Origin of the sequence: Streptomyces sp. NPDC092952 (genome assembly GCF_044754785.1) — a bacterium.
Taxonomy (GTDB): domain Bacteria; phylum Actinomycetota; class Actinomycetes; order Streptomycetales; family Streptomycetaceae; genus Streptomyces.
Genome location: NZ_JBIVPT010000009.1, coordinates 37,314 through 56,019 on the forward strand (window position 1 = coordinate 37,314; position 18,706 = coordinate 56,019).

At 73.2% G+C, this 18,706-nt stretch carries 15 protein-coding genes and 1 pseudogene; 7 read left to right on the forward strand and 9 right to left on the reverse strand.

Annotated features, from left to right (window positions below; all coding sequences use genetic code 11):
- Positions 1 to 8 precede the first annotated feature (8 nt).
- The 4 genes from ACIQGQ_RS22065 to ACIQGQ_RS22080 are packed head-to-tail and all read right to left on the reverse strand — an operon-like array spanning position 9 to position 4,318.
- Positions 9 to 788, reverse strand: coding sequence for a CDP-alcohol phosphatidyltransferase family protein (locus ACIQGQ_RS22065; RefSeq protein ID WP_402398338.1), 780 nt, complete (start codon positions 786 to 788; stop codon positions 9 to 11).
- The gene (locus tag ACIQGQ_RS22070) at positions 766 to 1,827 is read right to left on the reverse strand and encodes an iron-containing alcohol dehydrogenase family protein (RefSeq protein ID WP_402398339.1); all 1,062 of its coding nucleotides are present in this window, start codon (positions 1,825 to 1,827) and stop codon (positions 766 to 768) included. Before ACIQGQ_RS22070 ends, ACIQGQ_RS22065 begins: the two co-directional genes overlap by 23 nt.
- Positions 1,815 to 2,552, reverse strand: a complete 738-nt coding sequence (locus ACIQGQ_RS22075; protein WP_402398340.1) for a sugar phosphate nucleotidyltransferase — start codon at positions 2,550 to 2,552, stop codon at positions 1,815 to 1,817. Before ACIQGQ_RS22075 ends, ACIQGQ_RS22070 begins: the two co-directional genes overlap by 13 nt.
- Complete coding sequence (locus ACIQGQ_RS22080; RefSeq protein ID WP_402398527.1) at positions 2,549 to 4,318, reverse strand: DUF5941 domain-containing protein; 1,770 nt, start codon at positions 4,316 to 4,318, stop codon at positions 2,549 to 2,551. Before ACIQGQ_RS22080 ends, ACIQGQ_RS22075 begins: the two co-directional genes overlap by 4 nt.
- A gap of 436 nt (positions 4,319 to 4,754) precedes the next feature.
- On the opposite strand from ACIQGQ_RS22080, the gene ACIQGQ_RS22085 reads away from it, so the two are divergent.
- The 3 genes and pseudogenes from ACIQGQ_RS22085 (at position 4,755) to idi (ending at position 7,223) form a co-directional block, all read left to right on the forward strand.
- A complete protein-coding gene (locus tag ACIQGQ_RS22085; protein WP_402398341.1) occupies positions 4,755 to 5,696 on the forward strand; it encodes a cation diffusion facilitator family transporter in 942 nt (313 codons plus the stop codon).
- Positions 5,697 to 5,976: 280 nt separating this feature from the next.
- Positions 5,977 to 6,495: pseudogene (locus tag ACIQGQ_RS22090) on the forward strand (GNAT family N-acetyltransferase); the annotation flags it as partial.
- Positions 6,496 to 6,629: 134 nt separating this feature from the next.
- Entirely contained in the window at positions 6,630 to 7,223 is a 594-nt protein-coding gene (idi, locus tag ACIQGQ_RS22095) for an isopentenyl-diphosphate Delta-isomerase (RefSeq protein WP_352274698.1), read from the forward strand.
- A 49-nt stretch (positions 7,224 to 7,272) separates the two neighbouring features.
- Here the strand turns inward: idi and ACIQGQ_RS22100 are convergent, their stop codons facing one another.
- Both ACIQGQ_RS22100 and ACIQGQ_RS22105 read right to left on the reverse strand, forming a co-directional pair.
- The gene (locus ACIQGQ_RS22100) at positions 7,273 to 7,728 is read right to left on the reverse strand and encodes an ATP-binding protein (protein ID WP_402398342.1); all 456 of its coding nucleotides are present in this window, start codon (positions 7,726 to 7,728) and stop codon (positions 7,273 to 7,275) included.
- 135 nt (positions 7,729 to 7,863) lie between these two features.
- Entirely contained in the window at positions 7,864 to 8,490 is a 627-nt protein-coding gene (locus tag ACIQGQ_RS22105; protein ID WP_402398343.1) for an HdeD family acid-resistance protein, read from the reverse strand.
- Between the two features lie 80 nt (positions 8,491 to 8,570).
- On the opposite strand from ACIQGQ_RS22105, the gene ACIQGQ_RS22110 reads away from it, so the two are divergent.
- Positions 8,571 to 9,329 carry an enoyl-CoA hydratase/isomerase family protein gene (locus ACIQGQ_RS22110; RefSeq protein WP_402398344.1) on the forward strand — a complete coding sequence of 253 codons (759 nt, stop codon included), beginning with the start codon at positions 8,571 to 8,573 and terminating at the stop codon, positions 9,327 to 9,329.
- Positions 9,330 to 9,652: 323 nt separating this feature from the next.
- Positions 9,653 to 11,743, forward strand: a complete 2,091-nt coding sequence (locus ACIQGQ_RS22115) for a WD40 repeat domain-containing serine/threonine protein kinase (protein WP_402398345.1) — start codon at positions 9,653 to 9,655, stop codon at positions 11,741 to 11,743.
- 35 nt (positions 11,744 to 11,778) lie between these two features.
- On the opposite strand, the gene ACIQGQ_RS22120 is transcribed toward ACIQGQ_RS22115, so the two are convergent.
- On the reverse strand, positions 11,779 to 12,414 hold the full coding sequence (locus ACIQGQ_RS22120) for a DJ-1/PfpI family protein (protein ID WP_402398346.1): 636 nt from the start codon (positions 12,412 to 12,414) through the stop codon (positions 11,779 to 11,781).
- A gap of 17 nt (positions 12,415 to 12,431) precedes the next feature.
- Positions 12,432 to 13,394, reverse strand: a complete 963-nt coding sequence (locus ACIQGQ_RS22125; protein WP_402398347.1) for a GlxA family transcriptional regulator — start codon at positions 13,392 to 13,394, stop codon at positions 12,432 to 12,434.
- Between the two features lie 145 nt (positions 13,395 to 13,539).
- Between ACIQGQ_RS22125 and ACIQGQ_RS22130 the strand changes: the two genes are divergently transcribed.
- Together ACIQGQ_RS22130 and ACIQGQ_RS22135 are read left to right on the forward strand one after the other, a co-directional pair.
- Complete coding sequence (locus tag ACIQGQ_RS22130; protein ID WP_402398348.1) at positions 13,540 to 14,403, forward strand: hypothetical protein; 864 nt, start codon at positions 13,540 to 13,542, stop codon at positions 14,401 to 14,403.
- Positions 14,404 to 14,573: 170 nt separating this feature from the next.
- Positions 14,574 to 17,000, forward strand: a complete 2,427-nt coding sequence (locus ACIQGQ_RS22135) for a Tex family protein (RefSeq protein WP_402398349.1) — start codon at positions 14,574 to 14,576, stop codon at positions 16,998 to 17,000.
- A gap of 51 nt (positions 17,001 to 17,051) precedes the next feature.
- Here ACIQGQ_RS22135 and ACIQGQ_RS22140 read toward each other — a convergent pair whose 3' ends face one another.
- Positions 17,052 to 18,689 (reverse strand): ABC-F family ATP-binding cassette domain-containing protein, encoded by a 1,638-nt coding sequence (locus ACIQGQ_RS22140; protein WP_402398350.1) that lies wholly within the window; start codon positions 18,687 to 18,689, stop codon positions 17,052 to 17,054.
- Between the last annotated feature and the right edge of the window lie 17 nt (positions 18,690 to 18,706).

An 18,706-nucleotide genomic window follows, 5' to 3' on the forward strand; every position in this document is an offset into this window, starting at 1 on the left:
GGGCGAACTCACTTCAGCCTGCTCGACACCAGGATCGACACCAGGTGCAGCAGGGTCTGCAGCAGCGCGATGCCGGCCAGGGCGGCGACCATCAGACGGCTGAAGAAGAGGTCGTCGCGGACCGCGTCGAGGACCGCCGCCACCAGGATGACCAGGGACGCCTCGACCCCGAGGATCAGCCGGTGGAACTTGAGCGCGGCGGCGGCCCGGCGGGCCAGCGCCATCCCGGAGGAGCGCGGTTCCGAGGCGGCCTCCTTGACGGGCGGCAGCCCGCCCTGGTGCCGGGCCACGCCGACCAGGTCCGTCTCGGCCTTGATCAGGATGGCGCCCAGGGCCGCGAGCGTGCCCAGGAAGGCCCAGAGCCAGTCGATCCGCCCGGTGCCCCACAGGTCGGCGGCGCGCAGGCCGAAACCGACCAGCACCGCCGCGTCGCACAGGTACGCGCCGACCCGGTCGAGGTAGACGCCGCCCAGCGAGAACTGCTTCTTCCAGCGGGCCACCTCGCCGTCGACGCAGTCGAGCAGCAGGTAGAGCTGGACCATCAGCACGCCGAGCAGCGCGCCGGGGATGCCCGGCACGAGCAGGGCCGGCGCGGAGAGCACCCCGGCGACGGTCATCAGGTAGGTCAGCTGGTTGGGGGTGACCCGGGTGTTCACCAGGTGCCGGTCGATGCGCAGCGAGATCTCGCGCATGTAGAGCCGACCAGCCCAGTGCTCACCGCTGCGCCGGTCCTTCACGCCCGGCGGGTGCACGACCGGACGGAGTTCAGCTATCGATGGCTTTTGCATAGTCGGCGTACGCGTCCCTGATCTGGTCGGTGGAGAGGTTGAGGTGTTCCAGGATGGTGAAGCGCCCCGGCCGGGTCTGCGGGGCGTACTCGACGGCCCGGACGAACTCGTCGGCGGTGAAGCCGATCTCTTCGGGCCGGACCGGCAGGCCGTGCCGGCGCAGGGTGGCCGCCATCAGCCGCGCCTCCTCGTGGGCGCCGCGCAGGTACATGGCGAAGCAGGCGCCGAGGCCGACCTGCTCGCCGTGGCTGGCCGCGCGCCGGGGGTACAGCAGGTCGAAGGCGTGGTTGATCTCGTGGCAGGCGCCCGAGGCCGGCCGGGAGTCCCCGGCGACGGACATCGAGATGCCGGTCATCACCAGGCCCTCGGCGAGCACCTTGAGGAAGGCGTCGTCGCCGATCCCGCCGGGGTGGCGCAGCACGGCCTCGCCGGCCTGCCGGGCCATGGCGGCGGCCAGGCCGTCGATCTCCTCGCCGGTGATCTCGTGGGAGAGCTCCCAGTCCGCCACGCAGGAGATGTTCGAGACCGCGTCGCCGATGCCCGACCGTACGAAACGGGCGGGTGCCTGGCGGACTATGCCGAGGTCGATGACGACGGCGATCGGGGTGGGGACCCCGTAGGAGCCGCGTCCGTTGTCGTTGTCGAGCGTGGCGACGGGCGAGCACAGGCCGTCGTGGGCGAGGTTCGTCGCCACCGCGACCATGGGCAGCCCGACCCGCGCCGCCGCGTACTTCGCGACGTCGACGATCTTGCCGCCGCCGAGGCCGACCACGGCGTCGTAGCGGTTCCCCTTGATCTCGTCGGCCAGCTTGACGGCCGAGTCGAGGGTTCCGTCGGTCACCGGGTACCAGTCGGCGCCGGGCAGCGCGGGGGCCAGCCGCTCGCGCAGGGCGCGCCCCGAGCCGTCACTGATCGCGACGGCGAGCTTGCCGGAGGCGGAGATCCGCTGGTCGGCGAGGAGGCCGGCCAGATCGTCCAGGGCGCCGCGACGGATGTCGACGACCACCGGGGACGGAATGAGCCGGGTCAGTACTGGCACGCGATGCCACGGCCCTTCGCGAGGTCGTCGTGGTTGTCGATCTCCACCCACGCGATGTCGCCGATGGGGGCCACGTCGATGGTGAAGCCCCGGTTCACCAGCTCCTGGTACCCGTCCTCGTAGTAGAGGTCGGGGTCGCGCTCGAAGGTCGCCTTCAGGGCGTCGGCCAGCTCCGCGGCGGCCTCGGGCTCGATGAGGGTGACGCCGATGTACTCACCGGTCGCGGCGGCGGGGTCCATCAGCTTGGTGATGTGCCGCACGCCCTTGCCGTCCTCGGTGACGACCTTCATCTCCTCGTCGGCGAGCTGCTTGACCGTGTCGAGGGCGAGGATGATCCGGCGGCCCTCGCCACGGGCGGCGAGCAGGGTCTTCTCGACGGAGACCGGGTGGACGGTGTCGCCGTTGGCCAGGATGACGCCGCGGGCCAGGACCTCGCGGGCGCACCACAGGGAGTAGGCGTTGTTCCACTCCTCGGCCTTGTCGTTGTCGATCAGGGTGAGGCGGACGCCGTAGGTGGCCTCCAGCTCGGCCTTGCGGGCGTACACGGCCTCCTTGCGGTAGCCGACGACGACGGCGACCTCGGTGAGGCCGATCTCCGCGAAGTTGGCCAGCGTGAGGTCCAGGACGGTCTTCTCACCGTCGACAGGCACGAGGGCCTTCGGGAGCGTGTCGGTGTAGGGGCGCAGACGCCGTCCTGCACCGGCTGCCAGTACGAGGCCGATCATGCGGGTTCTCCTTCGTCGTGAACGGCGGGTGCTCCGGAGGACACCCAGAAGCGGATGGACTCCACGAGCACCACCAGGGCCACCGCCACGGCGAACACGGTGAGTGCCGTGGCGAACGCCGAATGCCGGGTGAACACGGCGGCGAGTACGGCCACCACCAGGACGCGGCCCTCGTGCCCACCGATCGTGCGGACCAGCCACTGGGGCGGTGCGCCGGTGCCACCGCGGATGCGGTAGACGGTGTCGTAGTGATGGTAGGCGACGGCCGAGACCAGGCCGAAGGCCGCCGGGAGCGCGCCCGGCACGTCGCTGCGGGCCGCGAGGACCAGCACCGTGCCGTACTCGGCCGCCCGGAACGCCGGGGGAACCAGCCAGTCGAGGGCGCCCTTGAGGGGGCGGGAGACAGCCATTCCGGAGAAGAGCGCGTAGACCACCGCGGCCAGGATGGTGTGCCAGCTGCCGAAGGGCTGGGTGAGCGCGGAGGCGACCATCAGGACCCCGGCGAGCAGGGCCGTGACCGGGGCGCTCCAGCTGCCGCCGAGCCTGGGCCCGACCGCGGCGACGGCCTCGGCCAGCGGGCCGGAGTCGGCGAGGTCGGCGAGGGCCCGGGCGGCGCGGTCGGTGCGCCGGGCCTTGCGGGTCACCGAGCGCAGCAGACGGCCGGCGGTGGTGTAGCAGGCGGCGAACCCACAGCCGATCAGGAGGGCGTAGAAGACGATCCGGGGCGTGGTGACGGCGGTGAGGACCGCGATCATCGCCCAGCGCTCGCCGATCGGGAGCACGATCATCCGGCGCAGCCAGACCGTCCAGCCGACGCTGTCGAGCTTGGTGGAGAGGGCGGCCGTGGGGCTGGAATTGGCCACCGCGTCGTGGTTGGCCTCGTTGAACGAGAAGTCGATCACGTGCCGGCAGGCCTGGAGCACCATCGCGCCGAGGGCGAGCGCCCAGACGTCGTCGCCGCCGCGGGCGGCGCCGAGCGCGAGGCCCGCGTAGTAGGCGTACTCCTTGGCCCGGTCGAAGGTCGCGTCCAGCCAGGCGCCCATCGTGGAGTACTGGAGCGAGTAGCGGGCGAGCTGTCCGTCGGTGCAGTCGAGCACGAAGGAGAGGAGCAGCAGCACGCCGGCGGCGATGTAGCCGCCGCGGGTGCCGGTGGCGGCGCTGCCGGCCGCTATGAGCGCGGTCAGCAGGGACGCGGTGGTGACCTGGTTGGGGGTGAGGCCCCGGCGGGCGCACCAGCGGGCGATGTAGCGGGAGTACGGGCTGATGAAGAACGTGGTGAAGAAGCCGTCGTGGGCCTTCACCGCGCTGCGCAGCCGTACCGCCTCGTCGTCGACCGCGTCGCGGGAGGCCTGCGCCGCCTCGCGGGCGGGACCGTCGGACGGTACGGCGGCGACCAGCGAGCCGAGCTCGGGGCGCTGGACCGCGGTGCCCCCCGCGTCCATGGTCAGGGCGATCCGGCCGGGGACGGTGCGGTCGGTGACCGGTACGTCGGCGGGGCCGGTGGGCAGGCCCGCGCCGACGGCCTCGGCCGTGGTGTCCAGGGCGCGGGCGAGCGCGGGGCGCGCCTCGGGCTGCGCGGTGAGCGCGCCGGGCACGGTGGCGGCGGGGAAGCGGGGGTCGGTCAGCCCGAGCCGGAGGGCGTGGACATGACCGACGAAGCGGGGGTCGACCAGTGCGACGCGGCGGTCGGCGGGGACGGCCGAGAGCAGCCGGGCGGCCTCGGTCACGTCGGCGGCGATCTCTACGTCGAAGCCGAGTGACCGCAGATCGTCCGTGAGCGACGACCCGGGTACCGGTGCACCGGTGAGGATGGCGGTCGACAGACGAACTCACTCCTTGGTGCTGACGGGGTCGGCGCGCGACAGTGCGGCCCGATGCGGGCCGGCGGCACGTCGGCAGAGGCTATCGGATCAACGGAAGCGCGAGTTCACCGACCGTTCGTGCCCCGTTCGGGGCGGACCGGCGTCCTGCGACACCGTCCGCGATCATCATCGTCGATCGTCGCCCCGGCTGACAAAACGCGGCCGCCCCGCCCCGTTCGCCCGGACCGCCCCAAGGCTCTGACCTGCAAGCATTTCCGCAGGTCAGAGCAGTTGACAACGGTGTTCAGTACCGTGTTGCCGCATACCCCCCACCCGTAGTTCACTGGGCCTGCCGGGCCGATCGCGTCCGGAGTTCCGAGACGACCGGGAGGCGTTCCCCATGGGGGCAGGGCACGACCACGGACACACACACGGCGGGCCGCCGCCCACCGGCACGGCGGCGGCCGCCCACCGGGGGCGGCTGCGGATCGCGCTCGGCATCACACTCACCGTGATGACCGTGGAGATCGCCGGCGGTCTGATCGCCAATTCGCTCGCGCTGATCGCCGACGCGGCCCATATGGCGACCGATGCCCTGGGGCTGGGCATGGCGCTGCTGGCGATCCACTTCGCCAACCGGCCGGCCGGGCCGAACCGCACCTTCGGCTACGCCCGCGCCGAGATCCTCGCGGCGCTGGCCAACTGTCTGCTGCTGCTCGGGGTGGGCGGCTTCCTGCTGATCGAGGCCGTCGACCGGTTCATCACCCCGGCGGAGACCAGGGGCGGGGTGGCCATCGCCGTCGCCGCGATCGGCATGGTCGCCAACATCGTCTCCCTGTCGCTGCTGATGCGCGGGCAGAAGGAGAGCCTCAATGTGCGCGGCGCCTATCTGGAGGTGCTGGCGGACACGCTCGGCTCGGTCGCGGTGCTGGTGTCGGCGGGGATCATCCTGCTCACCGGCTGGCAGGCGGCCGACCCGATCGCCTCGCTGCTCATCGGCCTGATGATCGTCCCGCGCACCGTGAAGCTGCTCCGGGAGACGCTCAACGTTCTGCTGGAGTCGGCCCCCAAGGGCGTCGACATGGCGGAGGTCCGGGCCCATATCGTCGCCCTGCCCGGTGTGCTGGACGTCCACGACCTGCACGCCTGGACGATCACCTCGGGCATGCCGGTGCTCTCCGCCCATGTGGTGGTGCGCCAGGACGTGCTGGACTCCGTCGGCCACGAGAAGCTCCTCCACGACCTCCAGGGCTGCCTCGGCACCCACTTCGACGTGGAGCACTGCACCTTCCAGCTGGAGCCGAGCGGCCACGCCGAGCACGAGTCCCGGCTCTGCCACTGAACCCCGTACGGCGGGGCGTGTAGGCTCGTCGCAGAGGCGTTCGACCTCTGATGCGCCGATTCCCATGGCGCGGGACGAACGGAACGGGAAAGAGGTCGAGGCGGATGACGGTTGTGAAGGCGCCCACCCGGCGCGGCCTCCGGTCCTTCCCCGTCTCCCGGGTTCTCGGCTGACGTTCCCGCCCCACGGCGGACCACCCGTCGGCCGGACCCCTTTCCATCCAAGGGTTTCCACGTTGACCGACAACGAGAACGACCACACCACCCCTTCCGGGCCTCCCCCGGCCGGCCCTCGCTGGCCGACCCGTCCGGAGACGCCCGCCGACGCGGCGGCCGTACGCGCGGTCAACACCGCCGCGTTCCCGACACCCGACGAAGCGGCGCTCGTCGACGCACTGCGCACCGACCCGGCGGCCTGGCTGCCCGGTCTCTCCATGGTCGCGACGAACGGCCCGGGCGGCGCCGTCGTGGCGTACGCCCTGCTGACCCGGTGCCGGGTCGGCGCGGCACCGGCGCTCGCGCTGGCCCCGGTGGCCACGGCCCCGGAGCACCAGCGGCGGGGTGCCGGGCAGGCCGTGGTACGGGCGGTGCTCGACGCGGCCCGGCTGCGGGGCGAACCGCTCGTCCTGGTGCTCGGCCACCCCGAGTACTACCCGATGTTCGGTTTCGTACCGGCGTCGCGGTACGGGATCCGGCCGGGCTTCGAGGTCCCGGACGAGGCGATGATGGCGCTGGTGCTCGACGCGTCCGCGCCGGTCCCCGGGGGCACGATCGTCTACCCGGCCGCCTTCGGCGTCTGACCCGGTCCGCCGGACGCGCCCCGAGCGTGTCCGGCGGACGCGCCCCAGGTACGGACAAGCCCCTTTTGTACGGCAGACTTGGCCGGACTCGACGGGACCGGCGCACCGGGCCGGGACCATAGCGAAGGATGGGTATGCCGACCACACCAGCCACCGCGGCGCACAGCTCGTCGAACGGCGCAGCAGAAGAGATCATGCTCGAACTGGTCGACGAGAACGGCACCACCATCGGTACGGCGGAGAAGCTCGCCGCCCACCAGGCGCCGGGACAGCTGCACCGTGCCTTCTCCGTCTTCCTCTTCGACGAGCAGGGCAGACTGCTGCTCCAGCGCCGCGCGCTCGGCAAGTACCACTCCCCCGGTGTCTGGTCGAACACCTGCTGCGGCCACCCCTACCCGGGCGAGGCGCCGTTCACCGCCGCCGCCCGGCGCACCCATGAGGAGCTGGGGATCTCCCCCTCCCTGCTGGCCGAGGCGGGCACGGTCCGCTACAACCACCCCGACCCGGCCTCCGGCCTGGTGGAGCAGGAGTTCAACCACCTCTTCGTGGGGATGGCGCAGGACCGGCCGGAGCCCGATCCGGAGGAGGTCGGCGAGGTCGCCTTCGTGACGGCGGCGGAGCTCGTCGAGCGGCATGCCGAGGCGCCGTTCTCGGCGTGGTTCATGACGGTGCTGGACGCCGCGCGTCCGGCGATCAGGGAACTGACCGGGCCGTCCGCCGGCTGGTGACGTCCCGCCCGGCCGCGCCCAGCCCGGTCGGGCGGGACGCGGCCGGGGTTCAGGGCCGGGGGTTCAGCGGCAGGGCCGCCCAGATGATCTTTCCGCCGCCCGCGGTGTGCTCCACGTCGCAGGCGCCGCCCGCCTCCCGGGTGATCTCCCGGACCAGCAGCAGGCCGCGCCCGCCGGTCTGCCCGTGGTCCGTCTCCAGGGCCGTCGGTCGGTAGGGGTGGTTGTCCTCGACGGACACCCGGATCCACGTCTCGTCGACGGCCACCTCGACGGCGAGCTCCGGCGAGAGCAGCGCGGCGTGCTTCACCGCGTTGGTGACCAGTTCGGAGACGATGACCAGCAGCCCTTCGGCCACGTCCTCGTCCAGTGGTACGCCCTGGCGCGCGATCAGGTCGCGCACCGCGTGCCGGGCCTGCGGTACGGAGACGTCCACGGCCGGGGCGGTGAACCGCCAGACCCCCTCGTACGACACGGGCCGGGCGGGGACACTCCCGCGGCTCTCCATAGTCCGGTACCCGCTCTCCACTCGATGGTGACTGCACGTCGGGTACAGAGTGCTCGGCGTATCCGGTACGGACTGGGTCACTGAACTGAATTCGACTCCTATCGACGTGTTCTGACCGGACTGCGCACCGACGGCTCAGTCTTCGGACCGGTTGTGCCCGTCCTTGCCGGGTGACTCGGGGAAGCCTCCGGTCACCCTCTGTTGCTCCGAGACCAGCGAGACGATCCGGCGGCCGCCGATCCCGGTCGCGATCAGGCCGAGCCCGTCGAAGAGCAGCGCCAGCGAGAAGAAGAGGCCGAGGACGTAGCGGCTGCTGTGCGGCCAGTCGAAGAGCACCAGCAGCCCCAGCAGCAGGCCGAAGACGCCCTGCAGCAGCGTCCAGCCGAACTGCGGGCCGCGCACCACGACGCTGCCCACCAGGCGGAACACCCCGCCGGTGAGGAAGAGCAGGGCGGCGAACATGGTCAGAGCCTCCGCGCTGCCCTGCGGGTGGCGGATGACGACGACTCCGGCGGCGATGTTCAGCGCGGCCACCACGACGCCCAGCCAGAAGTAGTCGGTGCCGCGCGAGTCGATGGCGTGCAGGAGTCCGACGAGCCCGCCGACCAGCAGCAGCCAGCCGAACAGGAGCATCGACGTCAGTGTCGCGACGCCGGTGTAGACGAGGCCGACCAGTCCGGCCACGACGAGAATGGTGCCGAGCAGGGCGAGCCAGCCGAAGCTGCGGCTCAGCCTCCTGCCCTCGGCTGCGGGATCGGCCATGGGAAGCTCCTCACGGTACGTGCCGGATCGGCGACCCCTTCCTGATCGTAGGTTCGAACGCGCCGGATAGCATCCGGCCCATGGAGCGCACCGAACCCGGGCTGGAGCATGCCGTCGCGGACGGCGTCGCCACCGTCGTCATCCGCAACCCCGCCAAACGCAACGCGATGACCACCGCGATGTGGTCCGCGCTGCCCGTCCTGCTGGAGCGGCTGGCGAAGGAGGAGGCGGTCAGGGTGCTGGTGCTCACCGGTGCCGGGGACACCTTCTGCGCCGGTGCGGACATCGCCTCGCTGCGCGAGCCGGGGAGCGACCCGCAGGGGCTCGCGGTGGCGGCCGAGGAGGCGCTGGCCGCGTTCCCCCGGCCGACGCTCGCGGCGATCCGGGGCTACTGCGTGGGCGGCGGGAGTCAGCTGGCGGCCGCCTGCGATCTGCGGTTCGCCGAGGAGGGCGCGTCCTTCGGCGTCACCCCGGCCAAGCTCGGCGTCGTGTACGCCGCGTCGTCGACCCGCCGGCTGGTGGCGCTGACCGGTCCGGCCACCGCGAAGCACCTGCTCTTCTCCGGTGAGCTGATCGACACCGCGCGGGCGCTGCGGACCGGCCTGGTCGACGAGGTGCTGCCGGCCGGCGGGCTGGACGGGCGGGTCGCCGCCTACGTACGGACCCTGGTGGCCCGCTCGGGGCTGACGCAGGCGGCGGCGAAGGAGTTCGCCGACGGGCGGGAGGGGCGGGAGGCGTACTGGGCGGAGCAGGCGCGCCGCAGCGGCGACACCGCCGAGGGGGCCGCCGCCTTCCTGGAGCGCCGCGCGCCGCGCTTCGCCTGGACGAGCGGGGCCTGACCGGCACGGCCGACAGCGCTCGCGGCACGCGAGGCCGCACCGCCGACGCATCGACCACCCCTGCCTGACGGTCATTCAACTCCCCTTAACAGACGGGAGGTTGGCACGGGACCGGGCGAACGGGCCACGGCCGTCGCCGGTGCCTCTTGTGACGGGACCGGGACAGACGCCCCGGCCGGGGCTCCACTACGCTGACGCCCGAACCCGCGCGAGCCTCGGTGGAACGCCGGTTTCCGTATGGTGCGGGCGCGTTGTGTCGTACTCCTCGTACGAGGCGGCTGCCCGCGTGGCGCAGGCACGACCAACCAGGGGTGACGATCGGCATGTCCCGACCGGACGATGGCCCGGTTCCGCACCCGGCCGGCGCCCCGGGGTGGCCCGCCGCTCCGCCGCCGGTCCGACCGCTGGGATCCGGCGATCCGGTCACCGCGGGCCCGTACCGGCTGGAGGGCCTGCTGGGTTCGGGCGGCATGGGCCGTGTCTACCTGGCGCGCACCCCGGCCGGCAGCCCGGTGGCGGTCAAGGTCGTGCACCGCGAGTACGCGGCCGACGCGTCGTTCCGCAAGCGGTTCGAGCAGGAGGTGGCCGCGGCCCGGCGGGTGCAGGGCCTCTACACCGTGCCGGTCGTCGACGCGGACCTGGGCACCGACGAACCGTGGCTGGCCACGGCGTACGTCCCCGGCCCGGCCCTGCACGACGCGGTGGCCGCGCGGGGGCCGCTGGCGGCGGAGACGGTGCTGGCGCTGACCGCGCAGGTGGCCGAGGCACTGCAGTCCATCCACGCGGCCGGGGTGATCCACCGCGATCTGAAACCCTCCAACATCCTCATCGGCGCCGACGGCCCCAAGGTCATCGACTTCGGGATCGCCCGGGCCGCGGACGTCACCTCGGTGACGAGTACGGGCATGCTGGCCGGAACGCCCGGCTACATGGCGCCCGAGTACATCAGGGGCGAGAGCCTCACCGAGGCCGTCGACGTCTTCGCGCTCGGCGCCATCGCCGCGTACGCCGCCACGGCGCGGCCCGCGTTCGGCGGCACCGGGCACAGTGTGCTGTACCGCATCCTCGAACAGGCACCGGATCTCGACGGCTGCCCCGAGCCCGTCCGGACCGTGGCCGCCCGCTGCCTGGCGAAGGATCCGGTGGAACGGCCGGACCTGGCCGAGGTCATCCGGCTGTGCCGCACCGACGGCCCCGATCCCGCCGTGCCGCCGCCGCGGACCGTGGCCGACCCCGCACCGGACTTCCACGGCGCCGCCACCGCGCCCGCCGCCGCGCCCCGGGCACAGAACCCGGCACCGGGCGCGGCGACCGTGCCCGAGCCCGCGCAGCCCGTTCCCTTCGCGGATGCTTCGTCGATACCCGGTCCCGCGCTGGTGGGCGGCATCGGGGTGCTGGCCGTGGTCGCCGTACTGGTCGCGGTGCTGCTGCCCGGCAACTCCTCCGACCGCGACACGCCCACCGAGTTGAAGCCGGCCGTCACCCTCGGGGGCTATCCGAAGGGCAAGGCACCGGAGGGGGTGGCGTTCAGCCCCGACGGCAGGACCCTCGCGACGGGCGGCAAGGACGGCAAGGTGCGGGTGTGGGACGTGGCCCGCCGCGAGGTCCGCGCGACCCTGGCCCCGCGTCCCGCACCCGGCCGCACCATGGTGTCGGTGACCGCGGTCGCCTTCAGCCCCGACGGGCGCCTGCTCGCCGCCGGAACGGACAGCAGCGTCGTGGCACTGTGGGACGTGGCCCGGCGACGGCAGGTCGCGTCCATCACCACGACCGACGACGATTCGGACTCCCTCGACAGCGTGGTGTTCAGTCCCGACGGCCGGCTTCTGGCCACCGCGAGCGAGGGCGGCGCCCACCTCTGGAACGCGAGGACGGGCCCGGACCTGGGCAAACGGGTCGCCGTCCTCGACGACGACATGTGGGCGCGGCAGGTGGAGTTCAGCCGGGACGGCAGGACCCTGGCCACCGTGGGCCACTCCTACGACCAGGACCACGGCTCCGACTGGACCGTGCGGCTCTGGGACGTGGCCCGGCGCAAGGTGCGCAAGGAACTCGACCGTGCCGAGGAGATCTACGGCGTCTCGTACAGCGCCGACGGCAGGACCATCGCCACCGCCGCGGAGAACCGGAGGGTCGAGCTGTGGAACGCTGCCGACGGCCGTGCCGCCGGCAGCGTCGCCGAGACGACCGGCGTGCCGGTCCAGAGCGTGCAGTACAGCCCTCGCGGCTCCACCCTCGCCGTGTACGACGGCGATGTGGTCCGGCTCTGGGACACGGCCGGGAACAGGCTGACGTACCGGCTGGTCGGCAACAACTGGAACGTACGGACCCTGGCGTTCAGCCCGGACGGCACGCGGGTCGCCACGACGAGTCCCGACGGTGTCGTGTACCTGTGGAAGATCCCGGCGTCCTGACGCCGTCCGGGGGACGGAAGTACGAGGGGGGCGCCCTACCGCAGGAGGCGGTGACGTCCGGCGCGGAAGCGTTCGACCATGGCCGCCGGTGCCTTCTCCGGCGAGCCCGCGTCGTAGGGCGGCTGCGGGTCGTACTCGGTCAGCAGCTGGACGGCCCGGGCGTGCTCGTCGCCCGCGATCCGGCCCGCCAGGGTGAGCCCCATGTCGATGCCGGCCGAGACGCCCGCCGCCGTGACGTACTTGCCGTCGACGACGACGCGCTCCCCGGTAGGTTCGGCGCCGAGCTCCGCCAGCACGTCCAGCTGGAGCCAGTGCGAGGTGGCCCGCCGCCCGGTCAGCAGTCCGGCGGCGGCGAGCAGCAGCGAGCCGGTGCAGACGGAGGTGGTCCAGGTGCTGGTGGCGTCGGCGGTGCGCAGCCAGCCGAGCAGCTCCGGGTCGGCCATCAGGCCGCGCTGGCCGGGGCCGCCGGGCACGACCAGCACATCGGGCGCCGGCACGTCGGCGAAGGTCCGCTCGGCGACGAGGGAGAGGCTGCCGGTGTCGTTGCGCACGGGGCCCGCCTCCCCGGCGACGAACACGGTCTCGGCGCCGGGGAGGCGGGCGAGCATCTCGTGGGGGCCTACGGCGTCGAGTGCGGTGAAGCGGTCGTAGAGGACGACGGCGATCTGCATGGACTTGTCCTTCGTGGTCAGTGGGTGGCGGGTCGGGTCCGGAAGTGGCGGCGGTATTCGGTGGGGGTGGTGGCCAGCACCCTGACGAAGGCGCGGCGCATCGCCTCGGAGGTGCCGTAGCCGCAGGCGCGCGCGATGCCGTCGACGCCTTCGGTGGTGTCCGTCAGCAGGCGGCGGGCCTGTTCGAGGCGTACCCGGTCCACATAGCGGCCGGGGGTGAGGCCCGTCTCGTCGCGGAAGGCGCGGGCGAAGTGCCGGGGCGAGAGCCGGGCGCGGGCGGCGAGCGCCTCGACGCGGAGGTCGGCGGCCGGGTTCTCGGTGATCCAGTGCTGGACCTCGCGCAGCGGTTCGCGCCGGGCGGTCTGGACGGCGAGCTGGGCGCTGAACTGGGCCTGATTGCCGGGGCGGCGCAGGAAGACCACCAGATGACGGGCGATGTCGTGGGCGATCCGCCGGCCGTGGTCCTCCTCGACGAGCGCCAGGGCCAGGTCGATGCCGGCCGTGACGCCCGCGGAGGTGGCCAGTCTGCCGTCGCGGACGAAGATGGGGTCCAGGTCGACCTCGACGGCGGGATGGCGGCGCGCGAGGTGGTCGCAGACCGTCCAGTGGGTGGTCACCCGGTGGCCGTCCAGCAGTCCGGCCGCGGCGAGCAGCAGGGCCCCGGTGCAGACGGAGACGAGCCGTTCGGCGCGCGGGGCGTGCTCCCGGAGCCAGTCGACGAGTGCCGGGTCGGGGGTGCGGGTGCCCTCGCCGCCGGGGACGAGCAGGATATGGGGCGTGCCGGTGCCGCTCAGGGCCGTGTCCGGGACCAGGAGAAGCCCGCTGCTGGTGCGGACGGGGGCGCCGTCGAGCGTGGCGGTGCGCAGGGCGTACCCGGCGCCCGGGAAGCGGGAGGCTCCGGCGAAGACCTCCACCGGCCCGGTGACGTCGAGGCTCTGGACCCCTTCGTAGAGCACGACGAGTACGGATCGCTGCGTCATGGCCGCAATCCTGGCGGGCCCCGGCGGTGGCGGCAACGACGGGGAACCCACCTTTCCTGCCATGGTCACGGGTGTGTCGGCAGTCGGCGGAAGCGGGCCGCCGCACGGGGTATCGGGCGTACCGACCAGTCGGTAGTGTGCCGCCATGAGCACTCTGCCGCCGCGCGCCGGACGCCGCTGCCACAACGCCCTCAACACGCTGCACTCGACGGTCTACTTCTCGCCGGATCTCGCCGAGCAGTACGCCGCGCTCGGCGTCGACGACTGGAGCGGCGCCTACTTCGCCTCGCGCGCGGCGGCGATGGGTGCCGTGGGTCCGGGCCCGGTCACCGCGGCCTTCTACAACTTCGACCACCGGCTCATCGCCCGGTACCTGCCCGCCGTCTGGTCCACCGTCTCCCCCGGGGCGGCCCTGGACGCCCGGCTGCGCGCCGCCGACGCCACCCTGCGCCGGCTGCTGGGCGAGGCGGCGATCGCCTCCCCGGAGATGGCGGAGGCGGCGAAGCTCGCGCTGCGCGCGACCGAGGCCTGCACCCGGCACTCCCGTCCGCTCTACGCCGCCCACGCCGACCTCCCGGTGCCCGAGGAGCCGCATCTGGCGTTCTGGCACGCCGCGACGCTGCTGCGCGAGCACCGCGGCGACGGCCACATGGCCGCGCTGCTGACCGCCGGCCTCGACCCGCTGGAGTCGGTGGTCAGCCACACCGCGACCGGCCGGGGGATGTCCCCGCGCTGGGTGATGACCACCCGGGGCTGGGTGGACGCCGACCTGGACGCGGCGCGGGAGCGGCTGCGCCTGCGCGGGGTGCTGGACGCGGACGGCGAGCTGACGGAGACGGGCACGGCGCTCCGCGCCGAGTTGGAGGAGACCACGGACCGGATGGACGCGGCGCCGTACGAGCATCTGGGCGCGGCGGGGGTGGAGCGGCTGACGGAGCTGGGGCGCGGTTTCCTGGCCTCGGCGGCCTCGGCCGGCGCCTTCCCCGATGATCTGATCGGCAGGGGCTGACCCGCCGTCCGGCCGACAACCGGGGGTGGCCGGGCGACACGGCGCCCGGCCACCCGGCACAATGCAGGGCTGGAGCATGTCCGGCCCTGATCCGCCGGACGCGCGCCAAGGGGCAGTGCCCCGGCATGCACAGCAGTGGAGCCCGTACGAGAAGGCGAGTCGGTAGAACCGTGACGACGTCCATCGAAGGCAGGATCGCCGAGGAGCTCGGCGTACGCGAACGGCAGGTGAAGGCGGCCGTCGAGCTGCTGGACGGCGGGTCGACCGTCCCGTTCATCGCCCGCTACCGCAAGGAAGCGACCGAGATGCTCGACGACGCGCAGCTGCGCACGCTCGAGGAGCGGCTGCGCTATCTGCGGGAGCTGGAGGACCGCCGGTCGGCGATCCTCGACTCGGTGCGTGAGCAGGGCAAGCTGGACGACGCGCTGGAGGCGCGGATCCGGGCCGCCGACACCAAGGCGCGGCTGGAGGACATCTACCTGCCGTTCAAGCCCAAGCGGCGCACGAAGGCGCAGATCGCCCGGGAGGCCGGGCTCGAACCGCTCGCCGACGGGCTGCTCGGCGACCCGTCCGTCGATCCGCTCGCCGCCGCCGCCGCGTTCGTCGACGCCGACAAGGGCGTCGCGGACCCGGCGGCGGCGCTGGAGGGCGCCCGCGCCGTCCTCACCGAGCGGTTCTCCGAGGACGCCGACCTGATCGGCGAGTTGCGCGAGCGGATGTGGACGCGGGGCCGGCTGGCGGCCCGGGTCCGGGAGGGCAAGGAGGAGGCCGGGTCGAAGTTCGCCGACTACTTCGACTTCGCCGAACCCTTCACCGAACTGCCCTCGCACCGGGTGCTCGCGATGCTGCGGGGTGAGAAGGAGGACGTGCTCGACCTGGTCCTGGAGCCTGAGGAGCCCTCCGACGCCCCCGGCCCCTCGGCGTACGAGAACCTGGTGGCCCGGCGCTTCGGCGTGGCCGACCGGGGCCGGCCCGGCGACAAGTGGCTCGGCGACACGGTGCGCTGGGCCTGGCGGACCCGGATCCTGGTGCACCTCGGCATCGATCTGCGGCTGCGGCTGCGCACCGCGGCGGAGGACGAGGCGGTCCGCGTCTTCGCGTCGAACCTGCGCGATCTGCTGCTCGCCGCCCCGGCCGGGACGCGGGCCACGCTCGGGCTCGACCCCGGTTTCCGTACCGGGGTGAAGGTCGCCGTCGTCGACTCGACCGGGAAGGTCGTCGCGACGGACGTCATCCACCCGCACGTCCCGGCGAACAAGTGGGACCAGGCGCTGGCCTCGCTGGCCCGGCTGGCCAAGGCCCACCAGGTCGACCTGATCGCGATCGGCAACGGCACGGCGTCCCGCGAGACGGACAAGCTCGCCGGTGAACTCATCGACAAGCACCCGGAGCTGAAGCTCACCAAGGTGATGGTCTCGGAGGCGGGCGCCTCCGTGTACTCGGCCTCGGCCTTCGCCTCGCAGGAGCTCCCCGACATGGACGTGTCGTTGCGCGGGGCCGTCTCCATCGCCCGGCGGCTCCAGGACCCGCTCGCCGAGCTGGTGAAGATCGACCCGAAGTCGATCGGCGTCGGCCAGTACCAGCACGACCTGTCCGAGGTGAAGCTCTCCCGCTCGCTGGACGCGGTCGTCGAGGACTGTGTGAACGGGGTCGGGGTCGACGTCAACACCGCCTCCGCGCCGCTGCTCTCACGGGTGTCCGGGATCGGCTCGGGGCTCGCCGAGAACATCGTGGCGCACCGCGACGCCAACGGCCCCTTCCTCTCCCGCCGGGCGCTGAAGGACGTGGCGCGGCTGGGGCCGAAGGCGTACGAGCAGTGCGCGGGCTTCCTGCGCATCCGGGGCGACGACCCGCTGGACGCCTCCAGCGTGCACCCGGAGGCGTATCCGGTGGTCCGGGCGATGGCGAAGAAGACGGGCGGCGACGTCGCCTCGCTGGTCGGCAACACGGGCGTGCTGCGGTCGCTGCGGGCCGACGACTTCGTGGACGCGAAGTTCGGTCTGCCGACGGTCTCCGACATCCTGAAGGAGCTGGAGAAGCCGGGGCGCGACCCCCGGCCCGCGTTCCGTACCGCCACCTTCAAGGAGGGGGTCGAGAAGATCGGCGACCTGGAGTCCGGCATGGTGCTGGAGGGGGTCGTCACCAACGTCGCGGCGTTCGGCGCGTTCGTGGACGTCGGTGTCCACCAGGACGGTCTGGTGCATGTGTCGGCGATGTCGCGGACGTTCGTGAAGGACCCGAGGGACGTCGTGAAGCCGGGCGACATCGTGAAGGTCAAGGTCATGGACGTCGACGTGGCCCGGAAGCGGATCTCGCTGACGCTGCGGCTGGACGACGACGCGGCGGCGGGCGCGGGCGCCCAGGGCGGCGGTGCGCGGCGCGAGCGCGGTGAGCGCGGCGGTCAGGGCGGCCGGCCGCCCCGGCAGCGCCAGGGCCAGGGGCAGGGCCAGGGGCAGCAGGGCGGCGGCCAGAACCGCGAGCGGCGCGGTGGCGGCGCGGCCCGGCAGACCCCCGCGCCGGTGAACAGCGCGATGGCGGACGCCCTGCGGCGGGCCGGTCTCACCGGCCCGGACCGGGACGGCGGCCGGAAGCGGTAGCGCCGGGGGGGGTGGAGGGAGGCGCGCTTCCCTCCACCCCCGCGCCCGGTCTCAGACCTCCGTCACCTGCCCGCCCGCCACCTCGATCCGGCGGGTCGTACGGACCGCCTCCAGCATCCGCCGGTCGTGGGTGACCAGCAGCAGCGTCCCGTTGTACGAGTCCAGCGCCGACTCCAGCTGCTCGATCGCGGGCAGGTCGAGGTGGTTGGTCGGCTCGTCGAGCACCAGGAGGTTGACGCCCCGGCCCTGGAGCAGGGCGAGCGCCGCCCGGGTCCGCTCGCCCGGGGAGAGCGTGGTGGCGGGGCGCATCACATGGTCGGCCCGCAGGCCGAACTTGGCGAGCAGGGTCCGCACGTCGGCCGGTTCGGTGTCGGGCACGGCCGCGCAGAACGCCTCCAGCAGCGTCTCCGTACCGTGGAAGAGCTTGCGGGCCTGGTCGACCTCGCCGACCACCACGCCCGAGCCGAGCGTCGCCTGTCCGGAGTCCAGCGGCAGGCGGCCGAGCAGTGCGGCGAGGAGGGTGGACTTGCCCGCGCCGTTGGCGCCGGTGATGGCGACCCGGTCGGCCCAGTCGATCTGGAGCGAGGCCGGGCCGAAGCCGAAGTCGCCGCGCACGGCCCGCGCCTCGCGCAGGGTGGCCACCACGGACCCGGAGCGGGGCGCGGAGGCGATCTCCATCCTCAGCTCCCACTCCTTGCGGGGCTCCTCGACGACGTCGAGCCGTTCGATCATGCGCTGGGTCTGCCGGGCCTTCGCGGCCTGCTTCTCGCTCGACTCGCTGCGGAGCTTGCGGCCCATCTTGTCGGAGTCGGTGGCCTTGCGGCGGGCGTTCTTGACGCCCTTGTCCATCCAGGAGCGCTGCATGTGGGCGCGGCCTTCGAGCGCGGAGCGCTTGTCGGCGTACTCCTCGTACTCCTCGCGGGCGTGCCGGCGGGCGCGGTCCCGTTCCTCCAGGTAGGACGCGTAGCCACCGCCGTAGAGGTTGATCTGCTGCTGGGCCAGGTCCAGTTCGAGGACCTTGGTCACCGTGCGCATCAGGAACTCGCGGTCGTGGCTGATGACGACCGTGCCCGCGCGGAGGCCGGAGACGTAGCGCTCCAGCCGCTCCAGGCCGTCCAGGTCGAGGTCGTTGGTGGGCTCGTCGAGCAGGAAGACGTCGTACCGGGAGAGCAGCAGGGAGGCCAGTCCGGCGCGGGCGGCCTGGCCGCCGGAGAGCGCGGTCATGGGCAGGTCGAGGCCGACGGTCAGGCCGAGCTCGGCCGCGGTCTCCTCGGCGCGCTCGTCCAGGTCGGCGCCGCCCAGGGCCAGCCAGCGCTCCAGGGTCTCGGCGTAGGCGTCGTCCGCGCCGGGCGTCCCGTCGACGAGCCCCTGCGTCGCGGCGTCCATCGCGGCCTGGGCCTCGGCGACGCCGGTGCGGCGGGCCAGGAACTCCCGCACGGTCTCGCCCGCGCGCCGCTCCGGCTCCTGCGGGAGGTGGCCGACGGTGGCGGTGGGCGGGGAGAGCCGCAGCTCGCCCTCCTCCGGCCGGTCGAGTCCGGCGAGCAGCCGGAGGAGGGACGATTTTCCGGCTCCGTTGACTCCGACGAGACCGATCACGTCGCCGGGCGCGACCACGAGGTCGAGCCCGGCGAAGAGCGTGCGGTCGCCGTGTCCGGCGGCGAGGTCCTTGGCGACGAGAGTGGCAGTCATCAGGGGGCCGATTTTAG